Source organism: Burkholderia sp. BCC1985 (assembly GCF_905339915.1).
In the GTDB taxonomy this organism is placed as follows: Bacteria; Pseudomonadota; Gammaproteobacteria; order Burkholderiales; family Burkholderiaceae; genus Burkholderia.
Genome location: NZ_CAJPGY010000025.1, coordinates 44,708 through 69,147, shown reverse-complemented (window position 1 = coordinate 69,147; position 24,440 = coordinate 44,708). Strand labels below are relative to the sequence as shown.

At 68.9% G+C, this 24,440-nt stretch carries 22 protein-coding genes; 14 read left to right on the top strand and 8 right to left on the bottom strand.

Features of this window, described 5'->3' with window-relative positions; all coding sequences use genetic code 11:
- Positions 1–40: 40 nt before the first annotated feature.
- Entirely contained in the window at positions 41–442 is a 402-nt protein-coding gene (locus tag U4Z31_RS24225; RefSeq protein WP_044844123.1) for a polyketide cyclase, read from the top strand.
- A gap of 54 nt (positions 443–496) precedes the next feature.
- Here U4Z31_RS24225 and U4Z31_RS24220 read toward each other — a convergent pair whose 3' ends face one another.
- The 3 genes from U4Z31_RS24220 to U4Z31_RS24210 form a co-directional block, all read right to left on the bottom strand.
- The gene (locus U4Z31_RS24220; RefSeq protein WP_044844124.1) at positions 497–1,444 is read right to left on the bottom strand and encodes a LysR family transcriptional regulator; all 948 of its coding nucleotides are present in this window, start codon (positions 1,442–1,444) and stop codon (positions 497–499) included.
- Between the two features lie 68 nt (positions 1,445–1,512).
- Positions 1,513–2,151 (bottom strand): 2-hydroxychromene-2-carboxylate isomerase, encoded by a 639-nt coding sequence (locus U4Z31_RS24215; protein WP_044844125.1) that lies wholly within the window; start codon positions 2,149–2,151, stop codon positions 1,513–1,515.
- A gap of 107 nt (positions 2,152–2,258) precedes the next feature.
- Positions 2,259–3,704 carry a TAXI family TRAP transporter solute-binding subunit gene (locus U4Z31_RS24210; protein ID WP_321811561.1) on the bottom strand — a complete coding sequence of 482 codons (1,446 nt, stop codon included), beginning with the start codon at positions 3,702–3,704 and terminating at the stop codon, positions 2,259–2,261.
- A 452-nt stretch (positions 3,705–4,156) separates the two neighbouring features.
- On the opposite strand from U4Z31_RS24210, the gene U4Z31_RS24205 reads away from it, so the two are divergent.
- The 3 genes from U4Z31_RS24205 (at position 4,157) to U4Z31_RS24195 (ending at position 9,300) form a co-directional block, all read left to right on the top strand.
- A complete protein-coding gene (locus U4Z31_RS24205) occupies positions 4,157–4,522 on the top strand; it encodes a BON domain-containing protein (protein ID WP_044844127.1) in 366 nt (121 codons plus the stop codon).
- Between the two features lie 240 nt (positions 4,523–4,762).
- A complete protein-coding gene (locus U4Z31_RS24200) occupies positions 4,763–6,853 on the top strand; it encodes a D-(-)-3-hydroxybutyrate oligomer hydrolase (RefSeq protein ID WP_321811560.1) in 2,091 nt (696 codons plus the stop codon).
- 611 nt (positions 6,854–7,464) lie between these two features.
- Positions 7,465–9,300, top strand: coding sequence for a S10 family serine carboxypeptidase-like protein (locus U4Z31_RS24195; protein WP_321811559.1), 1,836 nt, complete (start codon positions 7,465–7,467; stop codon positions 9,298–9,300).
- A gap of 382 nt (positions 9,301–9,682) precedes the next feature.
- Here the strand turns inward: U4Z31_RS24195 and U4Z31_RS24190 are convergent, their stop codons facing one another.
- The 5 genes from U4Z31_RS24190 to U4Z31_RS24170 all read right to left on the bottom strand — a co-directional run bounded on the left by U4Z31_RS24190 (position 9,683) and on the right by U4Z31_RS24170 (position 15,032).
- Positions 9,683–10,471, bottom strand: a complete 789-nt coding sequence (locus U4Z31_RS24190; RefSeq protein ID WP_044844146.1) for a sulfite exporter TauE/SafE family protein — start codon at positions 10,469–10,471, stop codon at positions 9,683–9,685.
- A gap of 278 nt (positions 10,472–10,749) precedes the next feature.
- Positions 10,750–12,189 (bottom strand): DHA2 family efflux MFS transporter permease subunit, encoded by a 1,440-nt coding sequence (locus U4Z31_RS24185; protein WP_124488729.1) that lies wholly within the window; start codon positions 12,187–12,189, stop codon positions 10,750–10,752.
- A 126-nt stretch (positions 12,190–12,315) separates the two neighbouring features.
- Positions 12,316–13,050 carry a DsbA family oxidoreductase gene (locus U4Z31_RS24180; protein WP_124488730.1) on the bottom strand — a complete coding sequence of 245 codons (735 nt, stop codon included), beginning with the start codon at positions 13,048–13,050 and terminating at the stop codon, positions 12,316–12,318.
- Positions 13,051–13,278: 228 nt separating this feature from the next.
- The gene (locus tag U4Z31_RS24175) at positions 13,279–14,073 is read right to left on the bottom strand and encodes a transcriptional regulator (protein ID WP_321811558.1); all 795 of its coding nucleotides are present in this window, start codon (positions 14,071–14,073) and stop codon (positions 13,279–13,281) included.
- Complete coding sequence (locus tag U4Z31_RS24170) at positions 14,070–15,032, bottom strand: ornithine cyclodeaminase family protein (RefSeq protein ID WP_044844133.1); 963 nt, start codon at positions 15,030–15,032, stop codon at positions 14,070–14,072. Before U4Z31_RS24170 ends, U4Z31_RS24175 begins: the two co-directional genes overlap by 4 nt.
- Before the next feature lie 381 nt (positions 15,033–15,413).
- On the opposite strand from U4Z31_RS24170, the gene U4Z31_RS24165 reads away from it, so the two are divergent.
- The 10 genes from U4Z31_RS24165 to groES all read left to right on the top strand — a co-directional run bounded on the left by U4Z31_RS24165 (position 15,414) and on the right by groES (position 24,394).
- The gene (locus U4Z31_RS24165; protein ID WP_124522832.1) at positions 15,414–16,193 is read left to right on the top strand and encodes an ABC transporter substrate-binding protein; all 780 of its coding nucleotides are present in this window, start codon (positions 15,414–15,416) and stop codon (positions 16,191–16,193) included.
- Positions 16,194–16,260: 67 nt separating this feature from the next.
- Positions 16,261–17,505: an FAD-binding oxidoreductase gene (locus U4Z31_RS24160; protein ID WP_321811557.1), complete on the top strand. Its 1,245-nt coding sequence runs from the start codon at positions 16,261–16,263 to the stop codon at positions 17,503–17,505.
- A gap of 479 nt (positions 17,506–17,984) precedes the next feature.
- Complete coding sequence (locus tag U4Z31_RS24155) at positions 17,985–20,129, top strand: hypothetical protein (protein WP_321811556.1); 2,145 nt, start codon at positions 17,985–17,987, stop codon at positions 20,127–20,129.
- A gap of 277 nt (positions 20,130–20,406) precedes the next feature.
- On the top strand, positions 20,407–20,766 hold the full coding sequence (locus tag U4Z31_RS24150) for a hypothetical protein (protein ID WP_124488735.1): 360 nt from the start codon (positions 20,407–20,409) through the stop codon (positions 20,764–20,766).
- 46 nt (positions 20,767–20,812) lie between these two features.
- Positions 20,813–21,328, top strand: a complete 516-nt coding sequence (locus tag U4Z31_RS24145; RefSeq protein ID WP_044846302.1) for a sigma-70 family RNA polymerase sigma factor — start codon at positions 20,813–20,815, stop codon at positions 21,326–21,328.
- On the top strand, positions 21,328–22,113 hold the full coding sequence (locus U4Z31_RS24140) for an anti-sigma factor family protein (RefSeq protein ID WP_415750299.1): 786 nt from the start codon (positions 21,328–21,330) through the stop codon (positions 22,111–22,113). Before U4Z31_RS24145 ends, U4Z31_RS24140 begins: the two co-directional genes overlap by 1 nt.
- Positions 22,114–22,141: 28 nt before the next feature.
- Positions 22,142–22,555, top strand: coding sequence for a quinol oxidase (locus U4Z31_RS24135; RefSeq protein WP_124488738.1), 414 nt, complete (start codon positions 22,142–22,144; stop codon positions 22,553–22,555).
- The gene (locus U4Z31_RS24130; protein WP_124522837.1) at positions 22,552–23,184 is read left to right on the top strand and encodes a LolA family protein; all 633 of its coding nucleotides are present in this window, start codon (positions 22,552–22,554) and stop codon (positions 23,182–23,184) included. Before U4Z31_RS24135 ends, U4Z31_RS24130 begins: the two co-directional genes overlap by 4 nt.
- Before the next feature lie 33 nt (positions 23,185–23,217).
- Positions 23,218–23,727 carry an SRPBCC family protein gene (locus U4Z31_RS24125; protein WP_124488740.1) on the top strand — a complete coding sequence of 170 codons (510 nt, stop codon included), beginning with the start codon at positions 23,218–23,220 and terminating at the stop codon, positions 23,725–23,727.
- Positions 23,728–24,100: 373 nt separating this feature from the next.
- A complete protein-coding gene (groES, locus tag U4Z31_RS24120; protein ID WP_014897904.1) occupies positions 24,101–24,394 on the top strand; it encodes a co-chaperone GroES in 294 nt (97 codons plus the stop codon).
- The last annotated feature ends 46 nt before the right edge of the window (positions 24,395–24,440 follow it).

Sequence of the window (24,440 nt, the reverse complement as noted above, 5' to 3'; positions counted from 1 at the left end):
TCGCGCGGCAGCGGGCCGCGCGTTCTTTCGTGCAGGTACCATGTCCGATCATCAGGTCTATCTCGATGCGCTCGATGCGAGCCTCGTCGTCATCGAGCGCTGGCTGTCCGGCGCCGATACTTCCCCCGCGGCGCTCGATGCGCTGCTCGCGCCTTTCTCCGCCGAATTCACGATGATCATGACCGACGGTCGCGCGTTCGACCGCGACGACACGCGCGCGCTGTTCGCGAAGCTCGGCGGCGCGAAGCCGGGGCTGCGCATCACACTGTCGGACATCCGCGTGCTCGCGGCAGACGCGTCGCATGCGGTGCTCACCTATCTTGAAGCGCAGCAGGCGGCGTCGGGCGAACTGCCCGCGCGTCGCGCGACCGCCGTGTTCGCGCGCGACGCGGCAGGCGTCGTGCGCTGGACCCATCTGCAGGAAACCTTCTGCACGGCCTGAGCGGCCGCGCCGCGTGATCGTGCGCGGGCGATTCCGCGCGGGTTGAGCGCCGCTTCAGCGCTTGCGGCCGCGTGCGGCGGTCAGCTCGTCGGATACGCTCTGCATCAGCGCACACAGCCACGCGATGTCGGTCGGGCGATCGGGGTGCGGGTGCGTGAGCAGGTAGCTCTTGATGCGCGGGAACGGCACGGGCGGCGCGACGACGACGAGCGGCAGCAGCTGCGCGTAGTGCGTCGCGAAGCGGCGCGTCGTCGTGAAGATCAGGTCCGACTGCAGCAGCACCTGCGGCACGATGCCGAAGTACGGCAGCGTCGTCACGATCCGTCGCGTGAGACGGGCGCGGGCGAGGCCGATCTCGATCGCGTTGCGCTTGTCGCCGGTGTACGGCGTCGGCGCGACGTGCGCGGCCGACGCGTACGCTTCGCGCGTGAGCGGTTCGCGGGCGAGCGGATGCGCGTCGCGCATCAGGCACACGATCGTGTCGGAGAACAGGTCCTGGCGCGCGAACCGCGGGTCGGGCTTCGGCCAGTTGCCGATTACGAGATCGAGCGCGCCCGATTCGAGCGCCTCCGCGTGATCGAGCGCGGGATTCAATGAGTCGATTTCCAGATGCGCATGCGGCGCCGCGTCGCGAAAGCGCTCGATCAGCGTCGGCATGAAGAAATCGTTCAGGTAGTCGGGTGCGGCCACGCGGAACGTGCGCCGCGCGGACGATGGATCGAAGTCGCCGTGCGGCGTCGCGATGAAGTCGACCTCGCGCAGCGCGCGCGACGCGGCACCGAGCAGCGATGCGCCGTACTCGGTCGGCACCATCCCGGATTTGCCGCGCACGAGAATCGGGTCGTTCAGCGTCTCGCGCAGCTTGCGCAGCGCGGTGCTGATCGCGGGCTGGGTCTGGTTCAGGCGCAGCGCGGCCTGCGTGACGCTGCGCTCGAGCAGCAGCGTGCGCAATACGCGCACGAGCCAGATATCGAGCGAGGCGGTACGATCGTCGTCTTCCATCGGCGAGCGGTGTTCGGGAGAAGCGTAACCTTACCGCAGCCGCACGTTGCCGTGCGTGATACCGGCCATCACGTGCGCCCCTTCGGCAGCACGCTGATCCGCTTGACCTCGCGCGACTCGAGCCAGTTCGGCGTGCGCGCGCAGTACAGCACCATCGGCAGCGCGTCCTCGCCCCAGAACAGCTGCTGGTTCATCCAGAAGGTCGGTACGCCGAACACGCCGAGCGCGATCGCGTCGTCGGTGTTGCGGCGCAACTGCGCGCTCGTCTCCTCGAATTCGATCAGCTCGTCGCCATGCCCGACGCCGACGCGCTCGCACAGCGCCGCGAACCCGTCCGGCGTCGACGGATCGTTGCCGTCGTGCCAGATGAAGCGGAACATTTCGAGTACGGTCGCGATGTCGGCGCGCAGCGCGATCGCGAGGCGCAACACCTTGTCGGAGTCGAACGGATGCGCGGGCGGCATCTTGAAGCGGATGCCGAGCTGTTCGGCGCGAAACAGCGCGTGGCGGTACGTGAACACGCGCTTGGCCGGCACGTCGGCGCTCGGGCGCTGCCCCCAGTGGCGCTGCAGGTCGGGCAGCGACACGGCGACGGGGTCGAACGGCACGTCGGGCCACTTGTCGTGCTGTTCGAGCAGCAGGTAGGAGAACGGCGACACGAAGTCGAAGAACCAGGCAGGCTGGGCAGTGTCGAGGCCGGTTGTCATGGCGATCTCCAGAGGGTGGGGCGTGCGCGCCTGGCGGCGGCCTTCATGTTACGTGACGGCGCGCGGATGCAACCGCGCGGATGCAGCAATGATCGCGGATCGGCCGCTCACGCGGAACCGGGAGTCGCCCGGGGGGGCTCGCCGGCCGGCGCCGCGGCGCCGCCGCGCGCCGCTGCGCGGCCGCCGGCGCCGGGTGTGCCCGGCGTGCCCGATGCGACGTCGTGATCGTGCGCGGTGAGCCGCTCGCGCACGAAGCCGATGTGCTCGCGCAGCACGTAGAACTGCCCCGCGTACGCGAGCGGCATCTTCATCCGGTTCACGGCTTCCTCGATGTCGTCGAGTTCGTCGAGCAGCTGGACGCGCTCTTCGGCCGTATGCTCGCCGAGCGCGCGGCGCTCGAGCGCGATCAGCGCGCCGTACCAGCGGTAGATGCGCGAACGCACGCGCCAGCCGTACAGCGACGGCACCAGCCGCAACCCGGGGATCAGCACGACGATCAGCGGCACCACGACGACGAGCAGCCGGTCGACGAGACTCGCGACCCAGAACGGCAGCCGCCGGTACAGGAACGACTTGCCCGACTTGTAATAGCGCCCCGCGTCGTCGGACAGCGGGAAGCCGCGCGTGACGGCCGACGGGAATTCGCCCGCGTGCTGCAGGATCGTCGCGTGGCCGTGCACTTCGCGCGCGGCCTCGATCAGCAGGTCGGACAGCGCGGGGTGCAGCGTATCGCGCGCGACCAGCTCGATCGTCGGCGCGACCGTGTGGATGTCGGCGGGCGGCAGGTTGAGGCCGAGATCGTAGACGCCCATCGGCAGCGTGATCGCGGTCAGGTACGGAAAGCGCCGCGCGTAGGCCTCGGCTTGCGTGAACGAGTACACGTGCACGCCGGGCGCGCGGAACAGCTTCGCCATCACCGGGATCTGCGTCGAGTCGCCGGACAGGAACGCGGCGTCGATCTTGCCGTCGAGCAGCGCGGCCGCGGCGTCCTCGCCGGCGGTCGGCAGCAGCTCGGTCGAGCCGCCCGGCACGATGCCGTTCATCTTCAGCAGCGCCAGGCTCAATTCGCGCGCGCCGCTGCCTTCCGCGCCGAGCGCGAGCCGCTTGCCCTTGAAGTCGGACAGGCGTGCGACCACCGGCCCGCGGTACATGATCGCGAGCGGCACGTAGCCGATGCTGCCGAGCGAGACCAGGTGTTCATCGCGCTCCTTCGGGCCGATGCCGCTCTGCACGAAGCCGACGTCGACCGGCGCGTCCGGATTCGACAGCCGCGCGAGGTTCTGCGCGGATCCTTCGGACGACTGGACGTCGAGCGTGACGCCGTTCTTCGCGAGGATCGCCTTGTATTTCTGCGCGGCGTTCCAGTAGGTGCTGCCGGGCGGGCCGGACGAAATCACGAGCGTGGACGGCGGCGCCGGCTGGATCAGCTTGACCGCGAACCAGACCGCTGCGACCGCGAGCAGCACGGTGGGGCCGATCGACAGCGCGAGGTCGCGCCACGACACCGCGACGAAGCGGGCGAGGATGCGGCGGGGCGGGCGGGCTGGCTTCATGGAGTCGGCGGATGACACGGGCGTGACGCAGCGATGACGGCCGTCGCGGACAAGGCACGCGATGCGCGTTCTGGCGGCGATGGTACCCGGTTTCGCCCGGCGTGCGCGAGTCCGGCGCCGTCGCGCGGCGGCGGACACGGGCGCGCGCGGGCGGATGGCGGGCGGCCACGCGTCAAAAGCTTTGCGCTTCGGCTGGCGCTGGATTACATTGTGCGACGCAGCCGCGCCCGATTCGCGCACGACCCGGCACGTTATGAGACCGGGCGCGCCCGGCCGGCGGCTGTCCGGCCCGGCCGGCCCGCATTCGCGCGCGCCGGCCGCCGGCCCGTGTCGCCTCTCTCGCATCGCCGTGGAAATCATCGGCCGTCCCGCCCGTTCGCGCGCGGGCCGGCTGCCTTTGGGGGTATCCGGCCGTACTGTGCACGGCCGTTCCGGAGTTACAAGGAGATAGCATGAAGTCGATCGTGTTGAGAGCGTTGGGTGTTGCGGCCGTGGCGGCCTGTCTGACGGGCAGCGTGTACGCGCAGTCGAGCGATGCGGCGGCGACCGAAGCGCCGGCCGCGGCAGCGAGTTCGCCGAAGGCGGCGGCCAAGACCGCGAAGAAGGCCAACCGCCAGCTCGGCTATGCGGTGCGCAAGGCCATTACGAAGGCAGGCGGCATCGACGTGGCGAACATCGTCGTGCGCTCGAAGGGCGGCGCGATCTCGCTGGAGGGCACGGTGCCCGACCAGGCACAGATCGACAAGGCGGAAGAGGCGGCGAAGGGCGTGAAGGGCGTGACGTCGGTCACGAACAAGCTGACGGTTCAGCAGCAATGATGCCGGGCGGCGGCGCGCCAGCGCCGCGCGCCCGCTTTCACGCGGGCCCCGGCGTGCCGGGGCCCGTTTGCACTTTTGAATGCCCCCGGGCCCGTCGCTTCGCGCCAGGCCCCCGAGCGGGCGTCCCCCAAGGAAACTTCCTTCGGGGCGGAAAACCTTGGGCGGCCCGGCGTTTTCCCGACAGGCCGCGAGCCGGGCACGACGCAGCGGCGCACCGATAACGATATCGAGAGGGCGGCAATGACAACGCACGGGTGGGGCAGTCGGATTCTTTGGGGCGCGGCGCTGGTCGCGGTCACGTTGCTCGGCGCCTGCAACGGCGACGAGTCGTCCGAACGCAACCGGCTGCCCGGGTTCGTGTCCGGCAGCGTGCGCACCACCGCCTACGACGGTACGGGCGACGACCTGCTGACGGCCGGTCTCGGCAAGACGGGCCTCGCCGCCGCCACCGCGCCGGCGTTCGCGAATCCGTCGCGGCCGACGAGCGCCGAGCTGCGCCGGCTCGCGATCTGGTCGAACTACCGCGCGCTCGTCGACATGAGCGCCAACGGCGGCTACGGCCGCTTCTGGGGACCGAACGTCGACCTCGACGGCAACGACACGCTCGGCGAAGGCAAGATTCCCGGCACCGAATATCTCGCGTATTCCGACGACGGCAGCGGCCGCAAGAACGTGACGCTGCTCGTCCAGGTGCCCGCCAGCTTCGACCCCGCACAGCCGTGCATCGTCACCGCGACGTCGTCCGGTTCGCGCGGCGTGTACGGCGCGATCTCGGCGGCCGGCGAGTGGGGTCTCAAGCGCGGCTGCGCGGTCGCGTACAACGACAAGGGCGGCGGCAACGGCGCGCACGAGCTCGGCACCGACACGATCACGCTGATCGACGGCACGCTCGCCGACGCGGTGCTCGCCGGCAATGCGAGTCTCTTTACCGCCAATGTGACGAGCAGCGACCTGGCCGCGTCCAACAGCCGCTTCCCGAACCGCTACGCGTTCAAGCACGCGCATTCGCAACAGAATCCCGAGCAGGACTGGGGGCACGCGACGCTGCAGGCGGTCGAATTCGCGTACTGGGCGCTCAACGAACAGTTCGGGCCGCTCGTCGACGGCTCGCATCACGGCGTGCGCTACCGCCCGGGCGACATCACGACGATCGCCGCGTCCGTCAGCAACGGCGGCGGCGCGGCGCTCGCGGCGGCCGAGCAGGACACGCGCCGCTGGATCACCGCGGTCGTGGTCGGCGAGCCGCAAGTCAACGTGCGGATGGCGCCGAACGCGGTCGTGCGCGAGGGCGGCCAGCCGGTGCCGTCGTTCGGCCGGCCGCTCGCCGACTACGCGACGCTCGCGAACCTGCTGGAGCCGTGTGCGGCCGCGTCGTCGTCGCTCGCGGGCGCGCCGTACCTGAGCGCGCTGCCGGCCGCCACCACGCAGTCGATCCGCACGCAGCGCTGCGCGACGCTCGCCGCGGCCGGGTTCGTGTCGGGGGCCGATACGCAGAGCCAGGCCGCCGACGCGCTCGCGCAACTGCACGCGGCCGGCTATCTCGCGGATTCCGACCTGCTGCAGGCGCCGATGTGGGATTCGCAGGCGATTCCGGCGATCGCGGTCACCTATGCGAACGCGTACACGCGCTCGCGCGTGACCGACAACCTGTGCAATTTCAGCTTCGCGACCACCAATGCGGCGACGGGCGCGGTGGCGCCGCCCGCCGCGTCGCCGATGCCGGCCGTGTTCGGCCTCGGCAACGGCGTGCCGCCGACGGCAGGCGTCAATCTCGTGTTCAACACCGGCGCGGGTGTCGACCACCGGCTCGCGACGCCCGACGCGAGTTTCGCGGGCGCGCTGTGCCTGCGGCAGCTGTGGACCAACGGGATGCTCGACATGCCGGCGAACGTCGATGCGGTGCGCGTGAACGCGAACCTGCAGGGCAAGCCGGCGATCATCGTGCAGGGCCGCAGCGACGCGCTCGTGCCCGTGAATCACGCGTCGCGCGCGTACGTCGCGCAGAACGGCATCAGTGAAGGCGGCCGGAGCCAGCTCGTGTTCTACGAGGTGACGAACGGGCAGCACTTCGATGCGTTCCTGCCCGTCGCGGGCTTCGACACGCGCTTCGTGCCGGTCCACTACTACAACCTGCAGGCGCTGAACCTGATGTGGCGGCACCTGAAGAACGGTGCCGCGCTGCCGCCGTCACAGGTGGTCCGCACGCTGCCGCGCGGCGGCACGCCGGGCGCCGCGCCGGCGCTGACGAGCGCGAACCTGCCGCCGATCTCGGCGTCCCCCGGCGCGAACGCGATCACGGCCGGCGCGGGCGCGATCGATGTGCCACTCTGACGGCACCCGCCCCACCGCGATACGGAAGCCGGACGCTCGTCCGGCTTTTTTATTTTCAGCGTCTGGAATCGGTCCCGCATTGCACTTGGTTCGAACGGCATGCGCTGTAACAAATTATTGCTTTACGGCGGAAAATCCGGAATCTATTATGCGCCGATATTTTAACTTATTTTAATAAATTCCCGTAAAGACAGTATTCCTTTCCGTATAGTTAATCGATCCTTTCGATTTTATTAAATCGACTCGAGTTGCGGTTGGTCGCCCTTTCGCGATTGACCGGCATTTCGTCGAGGGAGTCGTTCGTCTGTTCGAAGCGAAGGCGCCTTGTCTGGCGGCCTTTGCAGGGGATGCTTTTGCTTGCGGTTTCTCGCGCGTGCGGATGGCGAGGGCGAATTCGCAGTGCCGCACATTATTGAATCGTCGTTTGCAATGGAATTGATTCCATTGTGCGATCGCGGAATATGGGTGGGGTAAATCATGCCGGTCGGTATTCGCCGATGCGGTAAAAAACTCGGGGTGCATCGCAAAACGAATGCGCTCCCGGTGCGGAGCGCCGGCGCAAATGATCCTTTGCGACCGGCGGTATTTATCGTTCTGTTCGAGAGGCAATAATGACGACACTGAAGTCCTTGAAAGACGGTTTCGCGCTATTTGGAACGACGCTGAGCGTGCCGCTCGCCGCAGCCGCGGCCGCGGCGCTGCTCGTCACGGGATGCGGCGGCGACGACGGGGCGGGCCCGACCGCCGCCACCGCGGCAGCCGCGACGACGTCGAACGGCAGCACGTCGGCCAGCACCAACGCAACGGCCGCCGTCCCGGCCGACCAGCCGTACGTCGACAACGACGTGTACGGCACCGGGCCGAACGACGCGGTCACGGATTCGACCGAAGGGGCCGCGGTCGTGCACCGCCAGGTCACGATCGGCGGCAAGACCGTCCAGTACACGGCCACCACCGGCCACCTGACCACGATCGACCCGATCACGTCGGCGCCGAACGCGAAGATGTTCTACGTCGCGTACACGCAGGACAACCCGGACCCGTCGAAGCCGCGCCCGGTCACGTTCTTCTACAACGGCGGCCCCGGCTCGTCGTCGGTCTACCTGCTGCTCGGCTCGTACGGGCCGAAGCGCCTGCAGTCGTCGTTCCCGAACTTCACGCCGCCGGCCCCGTACAAGCTGCTCGACAACCCGGACAGCCTGCTCGACCGCACCGACCTCGTGTTCATCAACCCGGTCGGCACCGGCTACTCGGCGGCGATCGCCCCGGCGAAGAACAAGGATTTCTGGGGCACCGACCAGGACGCGCGCTCGATCGACCGCTTCATCCAGCGCTACCTGACCAAGTACTCGCGCTGGAACTCGCCGAAGTTCCTGTACGGCGAGTCGTACGGCACCGCGCGCAGCGCGGTCGTGTCGTGGGTGCTGCATGAGGACGGCATCGACCTGAACGGGATCACGCTGCAGTCGTCGATCCTCGACTATGCGAATGCGCTGTCCGCGCCGGGTACCTTCCCGACGCTCGCGGCCGACGCGTTCTACTGGAAGAAGACGACGCTCAACCCGACGCCGACCGATCTCGACGCATACATGGTGCAGGCCCGCAACTACGCGGACAACACGCTCGCGCCGCTCGCGCAGAAGCCGAACCCGCAGGACGGCGGCTTCGTGAACGTGCGGCTGAACCTGAACCTGCAGACCGCGCAGCAGATGGGTTCGTACATCGGCACGGATCCGACGTCGCTGATCCAGACGTTCGGCAACCCGGCCGCGCTCGGCAACGTGCCGTCGTCGGACGACAACCCGCCGTACACGTTCTTCCTGACGCTCGTGCCGGGCACGCAGATCGGCCAGTACGACGGTCGCGCGAACTTCACGGGCAAGGGCATCGCGCCGTACATCCTGCCGAACTCGGGCAGCAACGATCCGTCGATCACGAACGTCGGCGGCGCGTACACGGTGCTGTGGAACAGCTACATCAACACCGACCTCAAGTACACGTCGACGTCGTCGTTCGTGGACCTGAACGACCAGGTCTTCAACAACTGGGACTTCAGCCACACCGACCCGACCGGCGCAAACAGGGGCGGCGGCAATACGCTGTACACGGCCGGCGACCTCGCGGCGACGATGAGCGTGAACCCGGACCTGAAGGTGCTGTCGGCGAACGGCTATTTCGATGCGGTCACGCCGTTCCACCAGACCGAGCTGACGCTCGCGCAGATGCCGCTCGATCCGACGCTCAAGGCGCAGAACCTGACGATCAAGAACTATCCGTCGGGCCACATGATCTACCTGAACGACGCGTCGCGGACCGCGCTGAAGGGCGACCTCGGCAACTTCTACGACGGGATCCTCGCGAACCGTACCGCGCTGCAGCGCGTGCTGAAACTGCAGGCGCGTACGCAACAGATGAAGCAGCAACAGTTGAAGCAGCAGGGGCAGTAAGGATCGCGAGCGACTTGCGCTGCCCGGCCGTGCGCCGGGCGGCCCGAGTTCGCGAGGCCCCGGATGGACGACAGCCCGATCGGCGCAGGCCGGTCGGGCTGTTTTTTGCGGCGGGGTGCCGGCGTCGCGTGCTGGCCGGTCATGCATCACATCGCGCATGTGGCTCGCGATGCTGTGATCTTCCACGGTGGCCGAGAGTCGTCGACCGACGGGGCGTTGTCGGGTCCGCGTGAGATTCGCAGCGGCTTGATCCTCGAAAGGGGAATGCATGTCCCTGTATCGAGGATTTGCCGGAAATTCCCCACCGACAAATCGTGCCGATCTCTTCCATCAGGGGCGGGAAGACGGCGATGTCTGCCGTGGCGGGCGGCAGCCGTGCCGCTTACGCGAGCACGAGCCGCACCCCGACCGCGACGAGCGTCGAGGCGAGCAGGTTGCGCAGAAGCCGCTCGGGCGCGCGCGCCGACAGCAGGCTGCCGAGCACGATGCCGGGCAGCGAGCCGAGCAGCAGCGACAGCAGCATCGACCAGTCGACGGAGCCGAGCAGCCAGTGGCCCATGCCGGCGACGAGCGTGAGCGGCACCGCGTGCGCGATGTCGGAGCCGACGATGCGCGCGGTCGCGAGCAGCGGGTACAGCAGCAGCAGCACGGTGACGCCGATCGCGCCGGCGCCGACCGACGTCATCGACACGAGCGCGCCGAGCACGGCGCCCGTCAGCACGGTCGACCAGAACGTGCGCGCGGGATTCGGCGGGAGCGGGTTGCGCGCGGCGAGCGCGGTCAACTGCGGCCGGAAGATCAGTGCGAGCGACGTGAGCAGCAGCGCGATGCCGAGCACCAGCTGGATCATTCGCGCGGTGCCGGGCGAGTTCATCCCGTGCGTGTGCAGCAGCCACAGCGTGACGGCCGCGGCCGGGACGCTGCCGGCCGCGAGCCGGCCGGTGATGCGCCAGTCGATCGACCCCTTCAGTCCGTGGACGAGGGTGCCGGTGGCCTTGGTCGCGGCCGCGTACAGCAGATCGGTGCCAACCGCCGTCGCGGGGTGGACGCCGAACAGCAGCACGAGGATCGGCGTCATCAGCGAACCGCCGCCGACGCCCGTCAGGCCGACGAGAACGCCGACGAACAGGCCGGACAGGGAGTACAGCAGATCGATATGGGGAAGCGACATCGGAAGCAGGCGGTTATGCGGCGTTCGGCGGCGGCGCGCGGCCGCGGCGCGCGCATCAAAGTCCGCCATTGTCGCAAAAGTGGCGCTTCGGTGTACGACTACGTTAAAAATCGGCCGGGAAGGCCCGCCGGACGGGCCGTTCCCGGCGGGTCAAACGAACGTTTGAACAGGCGCCGGGCCGGGCGGGGTGGCGTGCCGGCGTTGCCGGGTTGCGACGCCGATGGCGGGCCATCGGGTGCGGCGGGGCGGAACTCTCCCCGATTCAGGCCGGACGGCCGTCAATGCATCGCGGGGCCGGCGCCCGCAACGGCGTCCTGGCGGCGGATGCGCAGCGCGAGGCCGAGCAGCCCGGCCGCGGCCGCAAATGCGGCGCCGACGGCGAACGCGGCGTGGTAGCCGCCGTTCAGCGCGTCGAGCGGCGAGGCGTGTGCCGCCGCGAGCGCATCGGTGCGCGCGGCCGCGAGGCTCGCGAGCACGGCGAGGCCGAGCGCGCCGCCCATCATGAACGCGGTGTTGACGATGCCCGACGCGAGCCCGGAATCGGCCGGATCGACGTCGCTCATCGCGGCGAGCAGCACCGGATTGAACGCGACGCCCGCGCCGATGCCGAGCAGCGTCATGCCCGGCAGCACGTGCCAGACGAAGCTGCCGTCGGCCGGCGCGCGCGCGAACAGCGCGAGGCCGCACGCCGCGATCAGCAGGCCGGCGGCGATCGGGCCGCGGATGCCGAAACGCATCACGATCCGCGCCGACAGCCCGAGCGAGAACGCGGCCATGATCAGGTTCGCCGGCAGGAACGCGAGCCCGACCTGCAGCGGTCCGTAGCCGAGCACGCGCTGCATGTAGAGCGCGGACAGGAAGAACCACGCGAACATCGCGGCCGCCCACAGCACGCCGATCACGTTCGCGAGCGCGACGTTGCGCGCGGCGAACAGCGTGAGCGGCATCAGCGGATGCGCGACGCGCGCCTCGATCGCGACGAACAGCGCGAGCAGCACGACGGCCGCGCCGATCAGCACGACGGTCTGGGTCGACAGCCAGCCGGCCTCGTTGCCGCCGACGATCCCGTAGACCGCGAGCATCAGCGACGCGGTCACGGTGATCGCGCCCGCGACGTCGAGCCGCGCGGCGCCGGCCGGCGCGCGCAGGCGCGGCAGCAGCGCGACGCACATCGCATAGACGGCGATGCCGATCGGCAGGTTGACGAGGAAGATCCAGTGCCATGACAGCGTGCTCGTCAAGAGCCCGCCGAGCAGTACGCCGATGCTGCCGCCGCCCGCGCAGACGAAACCGTAGACGCCCATCGCGCGCGCCCGTTCGCCCGGCTCGGTGAACAGGTTCATGATCAGCGACAGCGACACGGCCGACACGATCGCGCCGCCGAAGCCCTGCACCGCGCGCGCGGCGATCAGCATCGTCTGCGATTGCGCGAGGCCGCAGGCGAGCGACGCGAGCGTGAACACGACGAGGCCGGCGAGGAACATGCGCCGCTGCCCGTACAGGTCGCCAAGCCGGCCGCCGAGCAGCAGGCAGCCGCCGAACGTCAGCAGGTAGGCGTTGACGACCCACACGAGGGCCGTCTCGGTGAAATGGAGGTCGGTGCTGATCGACGGCAGTGCAACGTTTACGATCGTGCTGTCGAGCACGATCATCAGCACGCCGAGGCAGAGGACGATCAGCGCGTACCAGCGCTTCTCGCCGTGGATCCCGTGGGTCATGGCTGGCAGCCTTCTCTCTGATAGTTATTTGAAAGGCTCAATTGTAGACGTCGTTCGCGTGCGCTTCCTGCCGGTTTGTGGCAGGAGCGACGCGTAGCGGCAGCGCGTGTCGCGCGGCGCCGGACGTTATCCGCGCGGCGGGAGTTCGCAGCCGTCGGGGCCGCAAGCGGCGGCGTCGTCGCCGGCGAATTCGACGATGGCGCCGTCGCGCCATGCCTGCTCGAGCGCCTGCGCGAACACGTCGGCCGGCTGCGCACCCGATACCGCGTAGCGGCCGCCGAACACGAACAGCGGCACGCCGCGTCCGCCGATCTGCGCGGCGCGCGCGATGTCGGCCTCGACTTCGTCACGGTATGCATCGCTGCGCAGCACGGCTTCGACGGCCGAGCGCTCGAGCCCCGCTTCGACCGCGAAGTCGATCAGCGCCGCATGGTCGAACAGCGAGCCGTGCTCGCAGAAATAGGCGCGGTACAGGCGCTCGGTCAGCGCATGGGCGCGGCCGGTGGCTTCCGCGAGCTTCACGAGCCGATGGCCGTCGAGCGTGTCGCCGACGAACGTGCCGGGCAGGTCGTAGCTCAGCCCGACGCTCGCTGCCGCGTCGGTCACCTGGCGCAACATCTGGTCGACCTGCGCGGGCGACATCCGGTACTTGCCCGCGAGCATCGCCTCCACCGGTTCGACCGGCTGGCCCGGCATCAGCCGGTACGCACGCAACGCGACGTCGACGTGCTCCGCGTGCGCGAATGCGGCGAGCGCCTCGTCGAAGCGGCGCTTGCCGATCCAGCACCACGGGCAGATCAGGTCGGACCAGATTTCGACGGTCAGGATCGGGCGGGCAGTCGGGGCGGGTGTGGTCGTCATGGGTGGTCCGGGGCGGCAAATAAATGTAACCGGGACTATAGCATTTTTGTGCTTCGACGCTTCGATGCTTTGCCGTGGGCTGGCCCGCGTGGAACGGGCCGGCCCCTGACGTATCACGAAGCATAGTCACGGACCGCGCGAACCGGTAGCGGGGCCGATGTCAGTGATGGTGAACGGTGAAGGCGGCAAGCTTGGCGACCAAGCAACCACGCCCGCAGCACAGGTCGCTCACACGTCGCCCTGCGTTTCCTTCAGATGCTTCAGGTGCTTGTAGACGGTCGCGCGCCCCATCCCGAGCACGTTCGCGACGTAGTTCGCGGCGCTCTTGCCGCGGAACGCGCCTTCCGCATAAAGCGCCTCGACGAGCTCGCGCCGGTGCTCGCGCGTGAGGCCGTTCAGGCCGACCTGCCGCTCGCGCAGCCAGCCGTGCAGGAACGTGTTGATGCGCTCCTGCCAGTCGTCGCGGAACAGCTCGTCCGGTTGCGCGACGATGCCCGCGCCCTTGATGAACACGTCGAGCGTCGCGCGGACGTCGTCGAACACCGCGATGTTGAAGTTGATGCACATCATCCCGGCCGGCCGGCCTTCGTCGTCGAACAGCACGTTGCTCACGCAACGCATGCGCCGGCCGTCCCAGTTCAGTTTCTCGTACGGGCCGATCACGCGCTCGCGTGCCGAATGATCGATTTCCTCGAGCGCCGAATCGTCGCCGACCTCGCGCTTCGACAGGTTGTTCGCGAGGTACAGCACGGTCTGGTCGTGCAGGTCGTGGATCACGACTTCCGCGTACGGGAAGAACAGCGCCGCGATGCCGTCGGCGATCGGTGCGTAGCGGGTGAGCAGCAGGTCTTTGACGGGGGATTGCTTCTTGCGCATCGGAATCGCCATCTCGGGTGAGCGGGAGCCGGGCGGTGCGTCGGCACGGCGCGCCGGCGTGCCGTCCACCGGCTCGCCCGTGCGCCCCCGCGCTGCCGCCGCGGCGGTTGCGCCATTGTATCGGCCCCGCATGCGCGTGCCGCTCATGCGCGCGTCAGATGCATGTACAGCGCGTGTGCGATCGCGATGTCCTCGAGCCCGAGGCCGATCGAGCGGAAGAACGCGTGACGCGTGCGCGACGGCGCCGCGCAGGTGCCTGCGACGAGCGCGGGCAGGTCGCCGACGATCCGCTCCGGCGTCCAGCCGTGCCCGGCCGCCGCGATTTGCATCTCGCCCGCGCTCGCGGGCGTCGTGTGCCGGTAGTCGCAGTACACGTCCATGTCGGGCAACCATGCGGGCGGGATCTCGTGCGCGCGCGCGACGTTGGTGCTGATCGAGGTGACGAGCGCGGGGCGCGTGAGCATGCCGTCGGCGAGCACCGGCGTGCCCGACGACGTGCACAGCATCACGACGTCCGCGTCGCGCACGCACGCCTCGACGCTGGCGGCCGCACGGGCGCGCGGATCGATCCGCGCGAGCGTCGCCTGCAGCGCCGGGTCGCCGGCGAGCGCGGGCGAATGGACGCTGATCGATGCCCAGTCGCGCAATGCCGCCGTATGGCGCAGATGTGCGAGGCCCACCGCGCCCGCGCCGATCACGGCGAGCCTGCGCGCATCGCGCGGCGCGAGGCAGTCGACCGCGAGCGCCGTCGTGCCGGCCGTGCGCTCGACCGTCAGCAGCCCCGCGTCGCACCACATCAGCGGCTGGCCGGTGCGCATCGACATCAGCGCGGTCCACGCCGTGACGATCGGTTTGCCGCCCGTCACGACGTACGGCGACAGTTTCGCGCCGAACACTTGCTCGTCGGCGAGTGCGCCGAGATACGTGATGAAATCGCCGGCCTGCTCGGGGAACAGCGTGAGGGTTTGCGGCGGCTGCACCGCGCGGGCCGATGCGAGCGACGCGAACATGCGGCGCAGCGTGCCGAGCACGTCGAGCGACGGCAGCGCCGCGCGCACCGCGGCTTCGTCGACGGTCAGCGGCAGGGTCGGGGCGGGTTGCGTCATGGAACTTCTCCGGTCGGGGCCGGACAGGACAGTCTCGAAAGCGGGCGTCCGGCGGTGTTCGTGATGGATTAAAAGTCTAATATAGACAAAAGAAGTCGGGTGAATTTTTCTTTTCAGGACAGGCCCGAGCCGCTGTTAGTCGAAAAAAACATCGATGAATCAAAGGCATTTTGTGTAATCGACGGAATCTCGATGGGCGGCAGCGAGGCCGCGATTATCGTATCCCCTATAGTCTATAGTAGACTAAGAGTCTATATTTCACATGCGGACCGGCATGTTGCCGCCCGGCGGCCGGCATGCATCGCATGCCGATCCGGCGCCCGGCGACGGCGTCGCGCGAACGGTCTTCATCGCCTCAATCCGGAATCGAAGGACATCGTCATGAACTGGAAGCTTTCCCTCTGCGCCGTCGCGGCGCTTGCGTGCGCGGCCGTCACCGCCCACGCGGAACAGACCACGCTGCGCTTCGGGATCGAAGCCGCCTATCCGCCGTTCGAGAGCAAGACGCCGGCCGGCCAGCTGCAGGGTTTCGACGTCGACGTCGGCAATGCCGTCTGCGCGAAGCTGAACATGAAGTGCGTGTGGGTCGAGAATGCGTTCGACGGGCTGATCCCGGCGCTGCAGGCGCGCAAGTTCGATGCGATCAATTCGGCGATGAACATCACCGCGAAGCGCAAGCAGAGCATCGATTTCACGCCGGCGATCTACGTGGTGCCGATCGTGATGGTCGCGCACCGCGGCTCGCCGCTGCGGCCCGATGCCGCGAGCCTGCGCGGCAAGCACGTCGGCGTGCTGCAGGGCTCGTCGCAGGAGGATTTCCTGAAGGCGCACTGGGCCAATGCGGGCGTGGACGTCGTGTCGTATCAGGACCAGGACCAGATCTATGCCGATCTCGTCGCCGGTCGTCTCGACGCGGCCGTGCAGGAAGCGCAGACCGCGCAGGACGGTTTCCTCGACAAGCCGGCCGGCCGCGACTACCAGATCGTCGGCGAGCCGCTGAAGGATCCCGCGACGCTCGGCGAAGGCACCGGCTTCGGGTTGCGCAAGGGCGACAAGGCGCTGCAGGCGAAGATCGTCGGCGCGCTCGACGCGCTGAAGAAGGACGGCACGCTGAGCGCGCTGTCGCAGAAGTATTTCAAGCGCGACATCGTCGCGAAGTAAGCCAGGCCGCGCGCCGGCCGCGGTGCCGGCGCGCGTCGCACCGAATCTCGACGCAGTACGGGGAAGCATGGATTTCGACGTCATCGTTCTGGGGGCCGGCATCGTCGGCGTGTCGTCGGCGCTGCATCTGCAGGATCGCGGGCTGCGTGTCGCGCTCGTCGACCGGCGCGCGCCCGGCGAGGAAACGAGCCATGGCAATGCGGGGCTGATCGAGCGCTCGTCGGTCGTGCCGTACGCGTTCCCGCGCCGGCTCGGCACGCTGCTGCGCTACGCACGCAACCGCTCGGTCGATCTCTATTGGGACTACAAAGCATTGCCTGCGTATGCGGGCTGGCTTGCGCGTTTCTGGCGCGAATCGTCGCCGCAGCGGCTCGCGGCCGCCGCACGCGACATGCTGCCGCTCGTCGCGGCGAGCGTCGTCGAGCACGACGCGCTGATCGCGCGCACCGACGCGCAGCCGCTCGTGCATGACGGCGGGTGGCTCGAGGCGTTCCGTTCGCCCGCGCTGTTCGACGCGGAAACGCGCGCGCAGCAGCGGGTGGCCGACGCGCACGGGTTGCGGATGAGTGTGCTCGACGCGCGCGCGTTGCGCGAACGCGAGCCCGGCATCGGCGACGCGTTCTGCGGCGCATTCCACTGGCAGGACCCGAAGACGGTGTCGAGCCCCGGCGGCCTCACGAAGGCGTACGCGCGGCTGTTCGAGCGCGACGGCGGCACGTTCGTACGCGGCGACGCGACGACGCTCGCGCAGGTGCGCGACGGCTGGCAGGTCGATACCGAGCATGGGCCGATTGCGGCCGGCTCGGCCGTGGTTGCGCTCGGGCCGTGGTCCGATCACGTGTTCGCGCCGCTCGGCTACCGGATTCCGCTGCGCGCGAAGCGCGGCTATCACATGCATTACCGGCCGACCCGCGCGCCGCTGAACGTGCCCGTGTGCGATACCGAGGAGGGTTTCGTCGTCGCGCCGATGGAAGGCGGCCGCCTGCGGCTTACGACCGGCGTCGAGATCGCGTTGCGCGGCGCGCCGCCGACCGGCGTGCAGCTCGCGCGTGCCGAGCCGCTGGCGCGCGACGCGTTCGGCATCGGCGAGCGGCTCGATCCGGCGCCGTGGCTCGGGATGCGGCCGTGCACGCCCGACATGCGGCCCGTGATCGGGCCTGCGCCGCGCCATCGTCATCTGTGGTTCGCGTTCGGCCACTGTCACCACGGGCTCACGCTCGGCCCCGCGACCGGGCGTCTGCTCGCCGAGATGATGACGGGCGCGCCGACCTTCATCGATCCCCATCCGTACCGGCCCGCGCGCTTCGGCTGAACCCGTTGCGATACGACGGCCGCCGCGTGTGCGGCCGTCACAGTTTTTCATTCGGCTGTCCGTATTGTGTGAAGTCTTGCAGCCGGAAATGATCTGCGCAATTGAGCGGAAAGAAATCGCGAAATAAGCAAAACAGAAAACACGCGATTTATTAATGCATTTTCATGAAGATGAAATGCGAAGCAGGCGGTCCGTCCGGGCCATCCGGCGACGTTTCGCAACGGACGTTCCGATGTGACCCGGGATGTACCGGAACACGTTACTTCCGGCCTCGCAAACGTTACGTTACATCCGCGCTCCCGACACATTTATCGTCAGATGATTGCGGCTGCGCGACCCGTTTATTTACCCGGAAATCCATATAAAACCGTTATTGGCTTGCAATAGGCCAACGAATCAATCCGTTTTATCCGGATGGCACACTTCGTGCAATCGATCCCCATGCTTTATCAACGTAGTGCCAACGAGATGGGGTAAGGATGAGACAAAACTTTAAATTGACGGGTGTGGCGCTGTCGGTCACGACGGTGTTCGGGGTACTGGTTTCCGGTTCGGCTGTCGCCGGGCCGCTCGATGCGCTGCCGATTCCGCAAGTCGTCGTGAATCCGCCGACCAACAGCGTATCGATCGGGTTGGCCGCGACCGGCACGTCGCCGCTGGGTTCGGTCACCGTTGCGACGGGTGGGGCCGGCGCGATTCAGACGTCGCTGGGCAATCCGGCGCAGGCGTTGTCGGGCGCGGTGAACGCGCTGCAGGGCGCGCTCGGCGGCGGTGGCGGCGCGGTGACGCCCCTCGCGCCGGTACAAGGCGTGGTGAACCAGGTGACGGGAGCGCTCGGTGGCGGCAACCCGGCCGGTGCGTTGAGCGGCGCGCTGAATACGGCGACGGGGACGTTGAGCAATGCGGTCGGCACGGTGACGGGCGGGCTGGGTAACGTCGGCGGCGGTGCGAATCCGCTGGCGCCGGTTCAAGGTGTCGTCAATCAAGTGACGGGGGCGCTCGGTGGTGGCAACCCGGCCGGCGCGCTGACCGGCGCCCTCGGTACGGTCACGGGTGCGTTGGGTAACGTCGGTGGCGGGTCGAACCCGCTGGCACCGGTTCAAGGTGTCGTCAATCAAGTGACGGGGGCGCTCGGTGGCGGCAACCCGGCCGGCGCGCTGACCGGCGCCCTCGGTACGGTCACGGGTGCGCTGGGTAACGTCGCTGGCGGGTCGAATCCGCTCGCGCCGGTTCAGGGCGTGGTGAATCAAGTAACGGGTGCGCTTGGCGGCGGCAACCCGGCCGGCGCACTGACCGGCGCTCTCGGCACGGTGACGGGTGCACTCGGCAACGTCGGCGGCGGCAACCCGGCCGGCGCACTGACCGGCACTCTCGGCACGGTGACGGGTGCACTCGGCAACGTTGGCGGCACGAACCCGCTGGCGCCGATCCAGAACGTCGTCGACCAGGTCACGGGCACGCTGGGCAGCGGCAATCCGGCTGGTGCGCTGAGCAACGCGGTCAATACGATCACGGGTACGCTCGGCAACATCGGTGGCGCGTCGAGCCCGCTGGCACCGGTGCAAGGCGCCGTCACGCAACTCGCCGGCACGCTCGGCAATGGCAACCCGGCCAGCGCACTGACGGACGCTGTGAACTCGGTGACGGGCGCGCTCGGCAGCCTCGGCGGCACGAACCCGCTGGCTCCGGTACAAGGCGTCGTGAACCAGGTCGTCGGCACGCTATCGGGCGCCGGCGGCGGCAGCCCGATCGCGCCGATCACGAACCTCGTCAGCGGCCTGCAAAACGCGCTGCCGACGGGCGGCAACCCGGCCGGCGCACTGGGCAACGCGGTCAACTCGGTCACGGGCGCACTCGGCAACCTCGGCGGCACGAACCCGCTGGCGCCGGTACAGGGCGTCGTGAACCAGGTCGTCGGCACGCTCGGCGGCAGCAACCCGGCCGGCGCACTGAGCAACGCGGTCAGCTCGGTCACGGGCGCACTCGGCAACCTCGGCGGCACGAACCCGCTGGCCCCGGTACAGGGCGTCGTGAACCAGGTGGTCGGTACGCTCGGCGGCAGCAACCCGGCCGGCGCACTGAGCAACGCGGTCAGTTCGGTGACGGGCGCACTCGGCAGCCTCGGCGGCACGAACCCGCTGGCGCCGGTGCAGGGCGTCGTGAACCAGGTCGTCGGCACGCTGTCGGGCGCAGGCGGCAGCAGCCCGATCGCGCCGATCACGAACCTCGTCAGCGGCCTGACCGGCGGCAGCAACCCGGCCGCCGCGCTGACCGGTGCGCTCGGTTCGGTGACGGGGGCCCTGGCGAACGGTCCGGCGGCCCTCGGGCAGGCGGCCGGCGCGTTGTCGGGCGCGGCCGGTTCGACGGCTGCAGCGGGCGGCAGCCTGCTCGGCTCGGGCGCGAGCGCGGCGGGCAGCACGGCGGGGGCAGCCGGTTCGCTGCTGTCGACGGGCGGCAACGCGACGGCGACGGTCGTCAATGCGGCCGGCACGACGCTGGGCACGGCGCTGGGTTCCACGCCGAGCCTGTCGGTCACGCCGCACTCGGGCAACAACTCGGCGAACAATCCGCTCGCACCGGTGTCGACGCTGCTGCAGGCGGTGACGGGCGCATTGCCGAGGTAACCGGCCGGTGCGCGCGGCGACGGTTCATCGCCTGCCGCGCGCAACGGGTCGCACAACGCGGCATGACAGCAATGTCATGCCGCGTTTTTTTTGGGGTTCCCGGTCTGTCTCACGGGAGGAATGGCACTGAATTGCGGGGCGGAATGGAATAACCGGCCGGATTCGTCCGTTTACTTACCGAGTCGCGGCGCAGCCGGACAGCGGGATAATGGTCATGACGTAGTCGACGTCCCGTCCGGCGCCGCCGTGCCGCGATGCCATGCCAAGGAGAACGGGAATGAAGACGATGCTGTTCGCCATCGCGCTGATGGCCGCGATCGTGCGGCCCGCGGCCGCCGAGCCGCCGCAGGCCGGTGACGGGAAACTGGTCGACGAAGATCACATGACGCTGTACGTGTTCGATCACGACGCGCCGGGCAAGAGCACGTGCACCGGCACCTGCGCGGCCAACTGGCCGCCGGCGCTCGCCGACGGATACGACAAGGCGTCGGGCGCACTGAGCCTCGTCACGCGCGACGACGGCAAGAAGCAATGGGCGTACCGCGGCCGTCCGCTATACCGCTGGAAGATGGACCACAAGGCCGGTGACGCGGGCGGTGACGGCGTCGGCGGAATGTGGCACGTTGCGCGCCCCTGAGAACGGACTGACGGGCTGACGGCGCGGCGACGCGCAAGGCATCCGGATGAGCTACGAATCGGACCTGCTGGTGTGGCTGCCGCATCTCACCCGGTATGCGCGCGCGCTGACGGGCGATCGGGCCTGGGCGGACGATCTCGTACAGGACACGCTGGAACGCGCGCTGAACCGGCCGCCGCGTGACGGCGGCAACCTGCGCGCGTGGCTGCTGACGCTGCTGCGCCACCGCTTCATCGACCAGTTGCGCGCGCGGCGCGAGATCGCGGTCGACGATGCGACCGCGCCATGGCAGACGATGGCCGCGCCGAACGACGAGATCGGCGGCCTGCTGCTGCGCGACGTGCAGCGCGCGCTGTACCGGCTGCCGGTCGAGCAGCGCGAGGTGCTGCTGCTGGTGGCGCTCGAGGAGCTGAGTTACCGCGACGCCGCACAGGTGCTCGGCGTGCCGGTGGGGACTGTGATGTCGCGGCTGTCACGGGCGCGTGAACAGATGCGTGCGCTGTTGTCCGGCGAGCCGCCGGCGCACGGCGCGGCCGCGTTACGGGTGATCGGGAAGACATGATGGACGACGACGATCCGCGCAAACCTTCGAACGATCGGGACGATGCCGTGTCGGCCCAGCTGCTGTCGGCGCTGCTCGACGGCGAGCTGTCCGGGCAGGAGCGCCGCGAGGTGCTCGAGCGGCTGCGGTCCGATCCGCGGGAGGCCGACCGGTTCGCGCATTACGGCGCGCAGCGCGATGCGTTGCACGCGCTGTTCCCGCTGCCGGCTGCCGCACCCGCGCTGTTCGTGCAGCGGCGCGCGCCGCGCTGGCGTGGCCTTGCCTATGCGTTCGCGGGGCTGGCGGCCGGGCTGGTGATCGGCATCGCGCTGCACGCGGGCTGGACGACGTTCGGCGCCGAGCCGGCATTCGCCGCACGCGCGGACGTCGCTTACGCCGTGTACGCGGCCGAGCGGGAGCATCCGGTCGAGGTCGACGCACGCGATCCGGCGCGCCTTGCCGCGTGGCTGTCCGCGCGTCTCGGGCGGCCCGTGCGCGCGCCGTCGCTCGACGAATACGGCTATGCATTGCTGGGCGGCCGGCTCCTGCCGGGCGACGCGGGGCCGGCGGCGCAACTCATGTACCAGCGCGCGGACGGCAAGCGCGTGACGCTCTACATGACGGCCTACGACGCGCGGCGCTTCGCGCCCCGGGCGATGTCGGCCGACGGCCGCCATACGTATTTCTGGTCGGATCGCGGCATGGGTTTTGCGCTCTCCGGGCGCGCCGACGAACGACGCCTGCGCGAACTCGCGATCGAGGCATGCGGCGCGCTCGGCGGGCCGACCGACGCGTGGAAGGGGTGATGCACGCGGCATCCGCAGGGAGCCAATGATGAACGCGAAGGTGGCGATGGTGACGGTGGCGCTCGCGGCATGCGCCGGGCTCGCGCGGGCGGACGGCGATGCCCCGGTGCGCGTGCCGGTCGACGCCGACGGCGTGCAGCGGGTGGCGATCGTCGGCGGCAGCTATTTCTTTCGCCCGAACCACGTGATCGTCCGCGCGCACGTGCCGGTGGAGCTGACCGTATCGGCCGAACCGGGCGTCGTGCCGCACAGTTTCGCGATCGACGCGCCGCAGGCCGGCATCGCGGTGCGCACCGAACTCGGCACGACGCCGCGCACGTTGCGCTTCACGCCGACGACGCCCGGCCGCTTCGCCTACTATTGCACGCATCGGCTGCTGTTCTTGCGCAGTCATCGCGAGCGCGGAATGGAAGGCGTGCTCGACGTCGAGGCGGCGCCATGATCGCCGCGTTGCTGGCCGCGAGCCTGATAGGAGCGAGCATGACAGCCGATCCCGTGACCGTCGCGCAGACGCATTTCGACCAGGTCCACTCGTACCGCGCGACGATCCGCTCGTCGGCGCGAAGCGGCGAGCACGCCGAATTCCACTATGCATACCTGAAACCCGGTTTCGTCCGGATGGACTTCGTGTCGCCGCATCACGGCGCGGTGCTCGCGTACGATCCCGGCGACGGCAAGGTCCGGCTGCGCCCGTTCGGCGAGCATGCGCTGCCCGCGCTGACGCTGTCGCCATCCAATCCGCTCCTGCGCAATCGCAGCGGCCATCGCGTCGACCGGTCGGACGTCGGCGTGCTGCTGCGCAACGTGCATGCGCTGCAGCAGGGCGGTGCGACGGTGACGGAGGGCCAGGAAACCGTCGGCGGCCGCACCACGCTGCGCGTGTCGGTGACGGGCGCACCCGCGCACGTGGTCGACGGCGTGCATCGCTATCGTCTGTGGCTGGACACCGAGGACGGCTTTCCGCTGAAGGTGGTCAGCTTCGCGGACGACGACGGCGCGCCGCTCGAGACGGTCACGCTCGACGACGTCGAGATCGACGTCGCGTTTCCCGCCCGCTTTTTCTCCCCCTGATTCCTGATCCCGACGACTCATGCCGGAGGCAGCATGGCGGAATACCGGTTTTCGACGACGTGGCGCGTGGACGCGCCGCTCGCGGCGGTCTGGGACGCGATCTACCAGGTCGATCGCTGGCCCGACTGGTGGAAGAGCGCCGTGCGGACCGTCGAGATCGAACCCGGCGATGCCCGCGGCGTCGGCGCGCTGCAGCGCTACACGTGGAAAGGCGCGTTGCCGTACCGGCTGACCTTCGACATGCGCGTGCTGCGCGTCGAGCGGCTGCATGCGCTCGAAGGCCGCGCGAGCGGCGCGATCGAAGGCGACGGCTGCTGGTCGTTCGCCGGCGACGGCACGCGCACCGTCGTGCGCTACGACTGGCACATCCGCACGCGCGAGCGCTGGATGAACTGGCTGGAGCCGGTCGCGCGCCCGCTGTTCGCCTGGAATCACGACGTCGTGATGCGCGAAGGCGCGAAAGGACTCGCGCGCCGGCTGGGCGCGACGGTCGAGACCGACGGCCGGACGTTCCAGCCGGTCGCCGGCTGTCCGGACATGTGACGATCTCGCGGTCTGTCCCGGCCTCGTTGGCGTCCGAGCGGCTCTTTTCATGCGATACCGGACGACCGCGGGAACTCGGTGCCTGCCCCGTGTCAAATTGGGGCGATGGTCGGGATATCCCGTATCCCCGTCCGCTCCCGGTGTGCGGGGTTGATGTGTATGTGATTGTTTTGAATGATCTTTTTTGATTTATCCCCGTTTTTCCGCCGTTCCGCCCCGCACGAAAAAACCTCCGGCTCCCCTTCTTGAATTTGTCAAAACCCGTCCATATAATTAGCACTCGCTGCACGAGAGTGCTAACAATTCTCTGCCGGGCGACCCGCCGGGCAGATTCCCTAAGCGTTCTTCAATCTCAGTCAAGAGAGGAGTGAATATGAACCTTCGTCCTTTGCACGATCGCGTGATCGTCAAGCGCCTGGATCAGGAAACCAAGACCGCCTCGGGCATCGTGATCCCCGAAGCTGCTGCTGAGAAGCCGGATCAAGGCGAGATCCTCGCGGTCGGCCCGGGCAAGCGCGACGACAAGGGCGCGGCGATCGCGCTCGACGTGAAGGTCGGCGATCGCGTGCTGTTCGGCAAGTACGCTGGTCAGACCGTCAAGGTCGACGGCCAGGAACTGCTGGTCATGCGTGAAGAAGACATCATGGCCGTGGTCAACGCGCAGTAAGCGTCCACCGACGGTACATATTCCCAAGAATTCAAGGAGTTAGAAG